The 12,262-nt window shown below is 61.7% G+C and carries 12 protein-coding genes; 9 read left to right on the top strand and 3 right to left on the bottom strand.

Annotated elements, in window-relative coordinates:
- Positions 1 to 32 precede the first annotated feature (32 nt).
- From ftsH to B9A12_RS02155, 8 genes are all read left to right on the top strand, one after another.
- Positions 33 to 2,018, top strand: coding sequence for an ATP-dependent zinc metalloprotease FtsH (ftsH, locus tag B9A12_RS02190; protein ID WP_084055896.1), 1,986 nt, complete (start codon positions 33 to 35; stop codon positions 2,016 to 2,018).
- Positions 2,015 to 2,899 carry a dihydropteroate synthase gene (gene folP, locus B9A12_RS02185; protein WP_084055895.1) on the top strand — a complete coding sequence of 295 codons (885 nt, stop codon included), beginning with the start codon at positions 2,015 to 2,017 and terminating at the stop codon, positions 2,897 to 2,899. Before ftsH ends, folP begins: the two co-directional genes overlap by 4 nt.
- A 19-nt stretch (positions 2,900 to 2,918) precedes the next feature.
- Complete coding sequence (gene glmM, locus B9A12_RS02180; RefSeq protein ID WP_084055894.1) at positions 2,919 to 4,313, top strand: phosphoglucosamine mutase; 1,395 nt, start codon at positions 2,919 to 2,921, stop codon at positions 4,311 to 4,313.
- Complete coding sequence (locus B9A12_RS02175; RefSeq protein ID WP_084055893.1) at positions 4,301 to 5,071, top strand: type III pantothenate kinase; 771 nt, start codon at positions 4,301 to 4,303, stop codon at positions 5,069 to 5,071. Before glmM ends, B9A12_RS02175 begins: the two co-directional genes overlap by 13 nt.
- A gap of 5 nt (positions 5,072 to 5,076) precedes the next feature.
- A complete protein-coding gene (locus B9A12_RS02170) occupies positions 5,077 to 6,009 on the top strand; it encodes a S66 peptidase family protein (RefSeq protein WP_084055892.1) in 933 nt (310 codons plus the stop codon).
- Between the two features lie 287 nt (positions 6,010 to 6,296).
- Positions 6,297 to 7,562, top strand: coding sequence for a serine hydrolase domain-containing protein (locus B9A12_RS02165; protein ID WP_084055891.1), 1,266 nt, complete (start codon positions 6,297 to 6,299; stop codon positions 7,560 to 7,562).
- Positions 7,563 to 7,594: 32 nt separating this feature from the next.
- A complete protein-coding gene (locus B9A12_RS02160; protein WP_084055890.1) occupies positions 7,595 to 9,058 on the top strand; it encodes a UDP-N-acetylmuramate--L-alanine ligase in 1,464 nt (487 codons plus the stop codon).
- Positions 9,059 to 9,063: 5 nt separating this feature from the next.
- Positions 9,064 to 9,597 carry an epoxyqueuosine reductase QueH gene (locus B9A12_RS02155; protein ID WP_245802319.1) on the top strand — a complete coding sequence of 178 codons (534 nt, stop codon included), beginning with the start codon at positions 9,064 to 9,066 and terminating at the stop codon, positions 9,595 to 9,597.
- Between the two features lie 15 nt (positions 9,598 to 9,612).
- Here B9A12_RS02155 and B9A12_RS02150 read toward each other — a convergent pair whose 3' ends face one another.
- Positions 9,613 to 9,900 (bottom strand): antibiotic biosynthesis monooxygenase family protein, encoded by a 288-nt coding sequence (locus B9A12_RS02150; protein ID WP_084055888.1) that lies wholly within the window; start codon positions 9,898 to 9,900, stop codon positions 9,613 to 9,615.
- A gap of 106 nt (positions 9,901 to 10,006) precedes the next feature.
- Here B9A12_RS02150 and B9A12_RS02145 point away from each other — a divergent pair, with 106 nt between their 5' ends.
- Positions 10,007 to 10,747 (top strand): methyltransferase domain-containing protein, encoded by a 741-nt coding sequence (locus tag B9A12_RS02145; protein WP_084055887.1) that lies wholly within the window; start codon positions 10,007 to 10,009, stop codon positions 10,745 to 10,747.
- A 325-nt stretch (positions 10,748 to 11,072) separates the two neighbouring features.
- Here the strand turns inward: B9A12_RS02145 and B9A12_RS02140 are convergent, their stop codons facing one another.
- Together B9A12_RS02140 and B9A12_RS02135 are read right to left on the bottom strand one after the other, a co-directional pair.
- Positions 11,073 to 11,378, bottom strand: coding sequence for a 4Fe-4S binding protein (locus tag B9A12_RS02140; protein ID WP_084055886.1), 306 nt, complete (start codon positions 11,376 to 11,378; stop codon positions 11,073 to 11,075).
- A 46-nt stretch (positions 11,379 to 11,424) separates the two neighbouring features.
- Positions 11,425 to 12,018, bottom strand: coding sequence for a 2-oxoacid:acceptor oxidoreductase family protein (locus B9A12_RS02135; protein ID WP_084055885.1), 594 nt, complete (start codon positions 12,016 to 12,018; stop codon positions 11,425 to 11,427).
- Positions 12,019 to 12,262 lie beyond the last annotated feature (244 nt).

Genomic DNA, 12,262 nt, shown 5'->3' with positions numbered 1-12,262 from the left:
CGCTCCATAAAGACCAGATTAGGAGGAAACCTTTGAGTCCGTTTTACAAGAATCTTGCCCTGTGGCTGGTCATCAGCCTCATGGTGATCCTGCTTTTCAACATGTTCAACCAGCCCCAGCAGGCCCGGCTGGAAACCACCTACAGCCAGTTTCTCGAATCGGTTGAGAAGGGAGAAGTGGCCCAGGTGACGATCCAGGGCGACAACATCCTGGGCATCTACATGGACGGCAAGCCTTTCAAGACCTATGCGCCTCCCGATCCGGACATGATCCGAATCCTCAGGAAGAAGGGGGTCAACATTCAGGCCAAACCTGAAGAGGATTCCCCCTGGTACATGACCATCCTCATCAGCTGGTTCCCCATGTTGCTCCTGATCGGCGTGTGGATCTTCTTCATGCGCCAGATGCAGATGGGGGGCGGCAAGGCCATGAGCTTCGGCAAGAGCCGGGCCCGGTTGCTGAGCGAAGACGCGCGCAAGGTGACCTTCAAAGACGTGGCGGGCATCGAGGAGGCCAAAGAAGAGCTCCAGGAGGTGGTGGAGTTTCTCAAGGATCCCAAGAAGTTCACCCGTTTGGGCGGTCGGATTCCCAAGGGCGTGCTGCTGGTGGGCGCCCCCGGAACGGGCAAGACCCTCCTGGCCCGGGCCATCGCGGGGGAGGCGGGGGTTCCGTTTTTCAGCATCAGCGGTTCGGATTTCGTGGAGATGTTCGTGGGCGTGGGCGCCTCACGGGTCCGCGATCTCTTCATGCAGGGTAAGAAATTCGCCCCTTGCATCATCTTCATCGACGAGATCGACGCCGTGGGTCGCCACCGGGGTGCCGGCCTGGGCGGCGGTCACGACGAAAGGGAACAGACCCTGAATCAGCTTCTGGTGGAGATGGACGGCTTCGAGTCCAACGAAGGAGTCATCCTCATTTCCGCCACCAACCGCCCGGATGTCCTGGATCCCGCCCTGCTGCGTCCCGGCCGTTTCGACCGTCAAGTGGTGGTGCCGGTGCCGGACATTCGCGGCCGGGAAGGGATACTGGCCGTGCACCTGCAAGGCAAGCCCTTGTCCGACGATGTGGATGTGAAGACCCTGGCCAAGGGAACTCCCGGCTTCTCCGGAGCGGACCTGGAAAACCTGGTCAACGAGGCGGCCCTTCTGGCCGCCCGGCACAACAAGGACAAGATCGAGATGGCCGATTTCGAAGAGGCCAAGGACAAGGTCATGATGGGCCTGGAGCGCAAGAGCATGATCTTGAGCGACGAGGAGAAGCGGACCAGCGCCTACCACGAGGCGGGACACGCTCTGGTGGCCCGCATGCTGCCCGGAACCGACCCCGTGCACAAGGTGACCATCATCCCCAGGGGCCGTGCCCTGGGACTCACCCAGCAGCTGCCCCAGGACGAACGCCACACCTATCCCAAGGAATACCTGGTCAACACCATCGCCATCCTCATGGGAGGGCGAGCCGCCGAGGAAGTGGTTTTCAGCCACCAGACCACCGGCGCCTCCAACGACATCGAGCGGGCCACCCAGCTGGCGCGGCGCATGGTGTGCGAATGGGGGATGAGCGATCGGATGGGACCGCTCAGCTTCGGAAAGATGGAAGATCAGGTCTTTCTCGGCCGGGAGATCGTCCAACATCACAAGGATTACAGCGAAAGGACGGCCATCCAGATCGACCAGGAAGTGCGGAGAATCGTGGAGGAAAACTACGCCAAGGCCAAAGACATCCTGGAAGAGCACCGGGAGATTCTGAACGCCATGGCCTCGGCCCTCCTGGAAAGAGAGACGCTGGACAAGAAGGACATCGAGGAGATCATCGGCTCCATCCGGCCGGATCTGGCGCGCCCCGTGGGAGAACCGGAGGAGACGGAGGAGGCATCGGCCTCCCAGGCAGAGCCGGGGACAGCGCCCCCACAAGATTCCATGCAGACAGAAGCGCCGTCGTCCAGTGATTCCAGCGAGCCGGAAGAACCGGAAGCCGACGACCAGGAAAGGGAAGAAACGTTCGGAGACGAGACCAAATGACACCTGCCAATCGCCCTCTGTTCACGCTCAAGTTGCGATCCAACGACTGGACCCTGGGCCACCGAACCCTCATCATGGGCATCGTCAACGTGACGCCGGACAGCTTTTCCGACGGGGGCCGATTCGCTTCCACACAAGCCGCGGTCCGTTATGCCTTGGAGTTGGTGGAAGCCGGCGCCGACATTCTGGATATCGGCGGTGAATCGACCCGGCCCTTTTCCGATCCGGTTCCCCTGGACGAAGAGCTGGAACGGGTCGTGCCGGTCGTTCAGGAGCTGCGAAGTCGGACGGCCGTTCCCATCTCCGTCGACACCACCAAGGCCGAAGTGGCCCGCCGAGCCCTGGAGGCCGGCGCTGACATCATCAACGACGTGAGCGCCCTGCGCTTCGATCCCGAAATGGCCCCTCTGGCCGCCGAAACGGGGGTTCCCGTCATTGTGATGCACATGCTGGGAACACCCAAGACCATGCAGCAAGCCCCCGTCTACCAGTCCCTTCTCTCAGAAGTGACCGCTTTTCTGGAAGAGCGCCTACAATGGGCCGTGGCCCGGGGAATCGACAGGAACCAGATCATCGTGGACCCGGGAATCGGCTTCGGCAAGACAGTCACGCACAACCTCCGGCTGATTCGAGACCTGGACGTCCTTTCCAGCTTGGAACGCCCCATCCTCCTGGGAGCGTCCAGAAAGAGGTTCATTGGGGCGATTCTCGACCGTCCCGTGGAAGACCGGGAAGTGGGGACAGCGGTCGCCCATGCCTTCGGTGTCGCCGCGGGAGCGCACATACTTCGCGTCCATGACGTGCGCGTCCACAAACAGGTGGCCCTCATGGCGGACGCGCTTCGTGACGCCTCCTGGCGCGAAGATGGACCCCAGCACTGAGAAGCAAGGAGCCTGAAAGATGGGAGATCTGTTCGGTACGGACGGGATTCGGGGGATCGCCAATGAATATCCCATGACCACGGACATTGCCTTGAAAGTGGGCATGGGCGCCGCCCACCTCTTCAGGAACCGCCACCAAAGACCCAAGATCGTCATCGGCAAGGACACCCGATTGTCCGGCTACATGATCGAGACGGCCATCACGGCGGGCATCTGCGCCCTGGGGGTGGACGTGCTGCTGGTGGGACCGCTGCCCACCCCGGGCATCGCCTTCATCACCACCAGCATGCGCGCGGACGCAGGCATCGTGATCTCCGCATCCCATAACCCCTACGAATACAACGGGATCAAGATCTTTGCCGGAACAGGCTTCAAGCTGCCCGATGAAGTGGAAGGGGAAATCGAGCGGCTCATCCTCACCGGGGAGATCGACCGCATTCCCAGGCCGGAAGTCAGCGAGATCGGCCGCGCCAAGCGGATTGATGACGCTTACGGGCGCTATATCGTGTACCTGAAGAATACCTTTCCCCGGAACCTGACCCTGGAAGGCCTGCGCATCGTGCTCGACTGCGCCCACGGCGCCGCCTACAAGGTGGCCCCGGCCGTCTTCGAAGAACTGGGCGCCAAGGTGATCGTGGTGGGAGACCGGCCCAACGGCAAGAACATCAATTGGGAGTGCGGCTCTTTGCATCCCGAGAGCATGGCGCGCTTGGTCCGGGAACATCAAGCCCACGTGGGCCTGGCCTTCGACGGCGATGCGGATCGGGTCATTCTGGCGGACGAGAAAGGCGACATCCTGGACGGCGACCAGCTCATGGCCATCTGCGCCAAACACCTGCAGGAGCTGGGGCGCCTGAAACGGAACACGGTGGTGGCCACGGTCATGAGCAACATGGGCCTGGAAGTGGCCCTGCGGTCCATGGGTATCCGCCTGGTTCGGACCGCCGTGGGAGACCGATACGTGGTGGAGAAGATGATCCAGGACGACTACTGCTTGGGAGGAGAACAGTCGGGGCACATCATCTTTTTGGACCACAGCACCACCGGAGACGGCATCCTGTCCGCCCTGCAGGTCCTGGCCGTGATGCTGGAAGCCCAGCGGCCCCTTTCCGAGCTCAAGACCGTCATGGAGCGCTTTCCACAGACCCTGAAGAACGTGTCCGTGGCCGAGAAAGGAAAGATCGAAGAGGTTCCGGAAATCATGGCCTGTGCCTCCAAGATCGAAGAGACTCTGGGCTCCGACGGTCGTCTGCTCATACGCCCCTCCGGCACCGAGCCCGTCATCCGCGTCATGATCGAAGGTCGCGATGAGGCGCTCATCGAAACACTGGCCGACGAGATGGCGGAGCTCATCCGGAAACACTTCAGCCGGCCCGCGCCGGCCACCGCCGAGGGTTCCCCATGCTGCTCGTAATGGACATCGGAAATACCAATACGGTCCTGGGCCTCTTCGACCAGGAACGCCTGCTGCACGACTGGCGGATTCGAACCGAAGTGAACACCACGGTGGATGAGTACGCCATCCTTTTGAAAAACCTCTTCGAGACCCGGGATCTGCGCTTCGAAGCGGTCACGGACATCATCATCTCCTGCGTCGTGCCGCCGCTGCTCAACAACGCGGAACGTTTTTGCCAGAAGTATTTCCATCTGGAGCCTTTGATCGTGGGGCCGGGCATCCGAACGGGCATGCCGATCCTGTACGACAACCCCAAAGAGGTGGGAGCCGATCGGATCGTCAACGCCGTGGCCGCTTACGAAAAATACCAGGCGGCCATCATCGTGGTGGATTTCGGCACCGCCACCACTTTCGACTACGTCTCCGAGCGGGGCGAATACATGGGGGGCGTCATCTGCCCCGGCATCCTGATCTCCTGCGAGGCGCTCTTCCAGAAGGCCTCCAAGCTGCCCCGGGTGGAGATCTTCGCCAGACCCAAGTCGATCTTGGCCAAGAACACCATTGCCTCCATGAACGCCGGCATCGTGTTCGGTTACGCGGGACTCGTGGCGGGAATCATCCAGAGGATCCAAGAGGAGATAGGGACTCCCCTGCGGGTGGTGGCCACGGGCGGCCTGGCCCCTCTGATCGCCAGCGAGTGCCCGGCCATCGAAGAGGTGGACGAATACCTGACCCTCCAGGGACTGAGAATCCTCTTCGAAAGGAACCGCCGATAAAGACCATGATTCCCCGTCGTTCCCGCCGCTTTTCCAGCACCCACAAGCGCCCTGCCGCCCTGAAGCCCGGCATGACCATGGCGCTGGTGGCGCCCGCCGGCCCTTTTCCCTCGGCTCAAGTGGAGACGATCCAACGCCTGCTCCGGGACGAAGGCTTCCAGGTGGTGACCGGTCGCCACATCCACACCCGGGACCGCTACCTGGCCGGCCCCGATGCCTTCAGGGCCCGGGACCTGCTCTGGGCGCTGACCGATCCCCAGGTGGATGCCATCTTCACCATTCGAGGCGGCTATGGGTCGAGCCGCCTCTTGACGCGCCTTCCTTTAAGCTCGTTGGGCGCCAAAGCCAAGCTCCTGTGCGGCTACAGCGACATCACATTCCTGCATGCGGCGCTGGGCACCCTGGCCCGATGGGTGACGTTCCACGGCCCCAATGCCATTGAATTTGCCGAAGACCCCCAGGTCCTGAAAAGGACGCTGGCTTTCTTGCAAGGCACCCGGCCCTTTCAATGGGCCCTGCCGAACTCCGTGATCCTTCAGGAAGGAAGAGCCGAAGGCAGGGTGGTGGGCGGCAACCTCACTTGTTTCAGTCATCTGGTGGGAACCCCTTACATGCCGGACGTGGACGGCGCCCTCCTGTTCCTTGAAGACAAGGCGGAAGCGCCCTACCGCATCGACCGCATGTTGATGCACCTGAAAGCCGCCGGCATCCTTCACCGGATCGCCGGCCTCATCGGCGGCACCTTCACAGACTGTGGCGACCCCGATGAGATCCGCATGATCCTGAAAGAATACACCGCCGCGCGGCCCATCCCCGTGGTCCTGGGACTTCCCTTCGGCCACGGCCACTGCAACGACGTCCTACCGCTGGGCGCCCGGTTCATTCTGGACACGTCCCGGGGAGTGCTGGCCTGCGAGGAACCCCCCTTGGATCCGTGAGCGGGGATTGGAGCCGAGGAGCACGGGGTGGCAAGCAAGGAGTGAGAGGCAAGAAAAATCCTGACCCTTTTTTACCAAAGAGCCCCTTGGCCGCTTGCCGCTCCCGCCGCAGGAAAAACCTTGCGGAAGCTACTGAAAATGGAGCCCCCCCGGCTTGACGGAGTTAAAGAAAAAGCGATGGGAAGTCCAATCTTACGCCCTATCAGAACGTCTCCCAGAACACCGACGCGCGGGGAGACAGGCGGCACACCGAAGACCGACGACCCTTTCCGGGCTGCGAACCGCCCATGATGGTGCTCACCCCCTTCATAACCCGGGCCATCGAAGAAGGGGCCTTTTCCGGCGCCTCCGTGGTGGTGGGTGTTGGAGGCCAGAAGATCTACGAAGGAAGCTGGGGCACCACGTCCTTTCATTCCCCGGCCGCCCCCGTGACTTCTCGGACTTTGTTTGACTTGGCCTCGTTGACCAAGCCCGTGGCGACCGCCACGCTCTTTATGATGCTCCATGAAACGAGGCAGGTTGCATTGGAGGATCCGCTCCCGCGTTTTTTCCCTCGAACCCGGATCCCCTCCGCCAAGCAAGCCATCACCCTGGAGACTCTCTTGTCCCACCGGTCGGGCCTTCCCGCTTACCGCCCCTACTTCCAAAGCCTGGCAAGGATCCCGACCCGGCGCCGACGCGAAACGCTTTTGGACTGGATCCTGGCGGAACCCCTTCAACATCAGCCGGGAAAAGCGCGCCTCTATAGCGATTTGGGCTACATCCTCCTGGGCTGGATCCTGGAAGAGGTTTCGGGAACGCCCCTGGAGCACCTTTTTGTCGAAAAGATCGCCGGTCCCTTGAAAAGCACCTTGGCCTTTCGGCCCCTGGCCCCCCGAAAGATCGGTCCTTTGCCGCCGGAGCCCCCGGTTCCCTCCATAGCCGCCACGGAAAGGTGTCCGTGGCGCGGCAGAATCCTGCAAGGCGAGGTCCACGACGAAAACACGCACTGCCTGGGCGGCGTGGCCGGCCATGCCGGTCTTTTTGGAACGGCCGACGATGTGTGGCGATGGCTGCAGGCGCTCTGGCTCAACGCCAGGGGCGACTGGGCTGGAGCTTTTTCACCACCTCCCATGTCCGGTCCTGCCGGCCCGCTGAAAGCCGAGAATCAATGGGACATCTCGGCTCCCCCTCTTTCCTCCCATAGCCGATCCCCGGTGAAAAGAACGGTACCCTCGGACCCCGTCGCGGCCCCTCAGGCGGCCTTAAGGATTTCGGCCGAGACGGTGCGTTTTTTCTGGAAACGGCGCCTGGACCCCCAGGGAGAACCCTGGAGTCTCGGTTTTGATCACCCTTCGGGAGACACCCCCAGTGCCGGCCGTTATTTTCCCCCGGACAGCGTGGGGCACCTGGGATTCACGGGAACGTCCTTCTGGCTCGATCCGGCCACGGGCACCGCCATCATCCTCTTGACAAACCGCGTGCACCCGTCCAGGAATGACGAACGCATCCGAACCTTCCGTCCCCTGTTCCACGATCAGGTGATGCGGGCGCTGAAAGGCCTTAACCCATGAAGACGCAGATTCTAAAGTAAAGGAGGCACTTCTTGTCTGGAATTGCGACGACACCTTCCAAGCGGCTCTATCTCATGGGAATCGGCGGCATTGCCATGGGAACGCTGGCGGGGATGCTCCAAGACATGGGATACCATGTGACCGGATCCGACACCCAACTTTATCCTCCCATGAGCACCTTTCTGGAACGGAAACAGATACCGGTCCTGCCCGGCTATGCGGCGGAAAACATACGTGCCGCCAGGCCGGAAATGGTGATCGTGGGCAACGTGATCCGAAAGGACAACCCCGAGGCGCAGGAAGCGGCGGCCTTAGAAATCCCCATGATCTCCATGCCGCAGGCCCTGGAACGATTCGTCCTCTACCGCCACCGAAGCCTTGTGGTGTGCGGGACCCACGGCAAAACAACCACCACCGGCCTGTTGGGCTTCGTTCTGGAGACAGCCGAACTGGATCCCTCGGTCTTCATCGGAGGGTTCGTCAAGAATTGGGATCGGAGCTACCGGATCGGAAGCGGTCCCTATATGGCCCTGGAAGGCGATGAGTACGACACGGCCTTCTTCGACAAGGGGCCCAAGTTTTTACACTACCAGCCTTGGGCGGTGATCCTGACCAGTATCGAATTCGACCACGCCGACATCTACCGGGACATCGGCCACATTGAGGAGGCCTTTCGGAGACTCTGCCGCCTCATTCCCCAAGACGGGCTGCTCGTCACCTGCGGCGACGACAGCCGATGCCTGGATGCGGCCAAGGAATGCCGAGCCGAGGTGGTCACCTATGGCCGGGGGCCGGACTGCCACTGGAGACTGGACCGCGTGGAGCCTCTGGAGGGCCGAGTTTGCCTTACCGTCCGGGATCCTTTCGGCGGATCCACGTCATGGGAATCTCCCCTTTTGGGAAGACACAACGCCCTGAACACCCTGGGCGTTCTGGCCCTGTGCCGCGAGCTGGGGATTCCGGACGAAGCCGTCCAGGAGGCCCTTCGGCGCTTTGAAGGCATGCGGCGGCGTCAGGACATCCTTTATCAGGATGGATCCATCACGATCATCGACGACTTCGCACACCACCCCACCGCCGTTCGGGAAACCGTTCGAGCGATCAAGGAATGCTACCCGCACAGCCGGCTGCTGGCCGTATTCGAACCCAGGACCAACACCAGCCGGAGGCGTTTCTTCCAGGAGACTTACCCGGAAGCCTTCACGGAAGCGGACTGGGTGGGAATCAAAGAACCCGCTGGATTTCACGCCATCCCTTCCGAAGAGAGGCTGGACACCCGCGCCCTGGTCCATGAGATCGCCCGGCGCGGAATTCCTGCTCAGCTCTACAGGGAAGACGACCCGGTGGTTTTAGATCTCATGGTAAGGATTCGTCCCGGAGACACCCTTCTTCTCATGAGCAACGGCAGCATGGACGACGTGCCCCGCCGACTGGCGCAGGCCTGCCAAGACGCCTTCGGCTCCCAAGGCCGTCGACCGGCGCTTCACGGAGGATGATCGCCATGACCCGAATCCTGCTCCACACGTGCTGCGGCCCCTGTCTCCTCTACCCCCTGGACTGGTTGCGGGAGGAGGGCTGGACCGTCCACGCATACTTCTACAACCCCCACATCCAACCGTACCAGGAGCTGGAAAGGCGCCTGCAGGCTCTGGAAGAGGCCGCGGAGGCCAAAGACGTGCCCCTGATCGTGCGCAAGGACTATGAATTGGAAACCTTCCTCCGGCAGACGGCCTTCCGGGAACGCGACCGATGCCTCTACTGCTATTCGCGAAGAATCGAAGCGGCGGCGCGCCTGGCCAAGAAGAGCCGCTTCGACGCCTTCACGACCACCCTGCTCTACAGCAAGTTCCAGAAGCACGAGCTGATTCGTTCCCTGGGACAGGAGGCCTCCAAGAGATGGGGCATCCCCTTCGTCTATGAGGACTTTCGTACCGGCTGGCGTGACGGCAAGGAACAGGCGGCACGGCTGGGCATCTACCGCCAGCAGTACTGCGGATGCATCTACAGCGAGATGGAACGTTTCGCTCCACGCTGAGAAGGGCCCAGGGCGTCATGCGTACGAGTAGACAGACACCTTGGCGGGGGCCCTGAGGAGGGCATCGATTTCTTCCTTCAAGGCCTGCCGATTGGGGTTCGCTTCCCAGGCCTTCCAGTCCTCCAGGCTGGCCCAAGTGCTGATGACCAGAAACCGCTGGGGATCCCCCACGGCTCGGAGGGTTTCGCCCGAGATGTAGCCCCCGGCCTGCATGGCTTTGGCACGCAACTGCACGAGCTTGTGTTGCAGTTGGAGCTCCTTGTCAGGGTCCACGATCCTTTCGATCAGCACGCGAACAGCCATGGCCGCCCCCTTTCTGCAGGTCTTGACCAGGTGGGAACATAGGATGACTTTTATTTCTCTTATCATGCCCGAAGGCACCCGACAACGCCTCTGAGCCGAGACCGCAATGGAAGCAAGAGAAACCAAGGACCTGGTGACTCAAACCTACCGATCCCTCTACCAGGCGGGCACCTCGCCCACCCTTCCCGTCCTCGGCGGCAAGGACATGGCCCGCACCCTGGGATACCCGGAGTCTGTGCTGCACGACGTGGCAGACGGCCTTTGGCGCCGGTTCTTTCCATGCGGAAATCCACTGCCCTGCCTGCAGGTGCTCCCCGGCCAGCGGGTGCTCAACGCGGGCTCCGGCGTCGGTCTGGACGCCTTCTTTCTCATGCGGATGCAGGCCTTTTCCGGGACGGTGGTCAACCTGGACATCTCCCACGAAGCCCTGGCCTTCGGTTTCCAGGCTCAACCGATGTTGTGGAACGGACTCGGCCACCTGTTCTGGGTTCAGGCGGATGCAGAGCGGCTTCCCTTTTCAGCGCACTCCTTCGACTGGGTCGTCATGAACGGCGCCTTCAACCTGTTTCCGTGCAAGGACACCCTGGTTCGGGAGCTGGCGCGGGTCATCGTCCCCCAAGGGGGGCTGGTGGTGGCCGACCTGGCCCGCACAGGCCCTCTACCCCATGAGTGCATCCAGGAAGAGGCAGGCTGGGCGTGGTGCCTCAACGGGGCGGAAACACCTGAACGGATCGTCCACCTATTGGAATCGGCCGGTTTTGGGGAGGTACAGTTCCGGGAGTGGGTCTGCGAGTTGGAGCCCTTCTGGCGCACCGTCTTCACGGCCCGTAAAGGTTCCTCGCCTTAGGATCTTGTCTGGCAATGGCCTTTCACTCTATTCGGGAGGTTTCTAACTGCTTGAAATTCCACTGTGCCCTGTGGCTCTTTTTGAGCCTTGTAGGGCGGGTTCCGAACCCACCCCTACAAGGCTCTCTGAGAACTCAAAAAGCACCACGGGGCCGGTGGAATTTCAACTGATCAGAAAGCCACAAAAGGCCGAGGGGCCGATTGTCAGACAAGCTTTAGAGCTTTTCCAGGGCACAGGGCCACGGCGAAGCATGAAAGACGTGGCCCGTAACAAATGATGAAAAGGCCGGTCGAAAAAGCCCACGTGATGGGCGGATCCCACGGTTCTACTCGGCCGCCTCCTCTCCTTTTTCATCCACCATCTTGATGGCCTTGGTCGGGCACTCTTCGGCGCAAATGCCACACCCCTTGCAGTATTCGTAGTCGATCTCCACGGGGATGCCCCGAGTCACCACCCCTTCGGGGCAGTAGAGCCAACAGAGGAAACACGACGGGCGCTTGTTCCGAGTGGGGGTGCACTTGTCGGGGTCGATGACCGGACGTTCGGAACGCCAGTCGCCGGTCCGTCCCCCCTCTCCCACGCAGGGTCGTGAATGGGCAAACGTGAAGGGATCCTTCCTCGGTTCGGTCATGGTCGTTTTACTCCTTCGTACAGCAACAGCCCACGGGACAGCGGGATCACGCGCACTCCAAAGTACACTCCCCGGCCAGAATCGTCCGCTCGAAAGCCAGTTGGCCCCCCCGACGGTTCTTTTCCAGGGCGTCCCCATGAAAATGATTGGCCAAGGCCTTCTCCAAGCTCTCCAGGCTCACCAGCGACGTGGCGCGCGCGAACCCGCCCAGGATGGCGGTGTTGGAAATGACCGCCCCGGCGATCACAAGCCCCGCCTCCTTGGCACACCGCGTGGCGTCCGTGGTCGCCACGGTGAACCGGTCTGAAAAGGGGAAGTCTTCCGGGTGGCGGCGCGAATTGATCAACACCAGTCCGTCGGCGGCCAGCCCGGCGGTCACGTCCACCGTCTCCACCAGGGTCTCATCCAAAACCACCACAATGTCCGGTTCCACCACCAGGGAATAGGTCCGGATCGGGCGCCAGGAAAACCGGTTGGTGGCAATCACCGGAGCCCCCCTGCGTTCTGCTCCGAAAAAGGGAGCCGCCGTGACCCCCCGATAACCTTCCTCAAAGGCGGCTTCCGACAAAATCATGGCGGCCGTCACCGCGCCTTGCCCCCCGCGACCATGCCATCGGACTTGAATGTATTTTCTCTTCATGGGAATCGGCCTGCTCCTCGTTGGTGGTGAGCTCTTCTGGCAACATAGGCAGAGCTCCTTGTTTATCCTTTTTGCCCACCGCCCGTCAACGCTTCCCTTCGCACCGGATGGGGGCGTGACCCGCAGGACAGGAAGTCCCGGCTCATGGGACCGTCAGCCGGGGATCCCTCCCCTTCCCTCTTGCGTCGGTGGGGCCCGATTGGGTATGAGAGGACGTCTTAACCCAAAAGCAAGGAGAGCAGTG

It is taken from the genome of Desulfacinum hydrothermale DSM 13146 (genome assembly GCF_900176285.1).
Lineage (GTDB): Bacteria > Desulfobacterota > Syntrophobacteria > Syntrophobacterales > DSM-9756 > Desulfacinum > Desulfacinum hydrothermale.
Note: the sequence above shows the minus strand (reverse complement) of the source record. Positions and strands in the feature narration are given on the sequence as shown.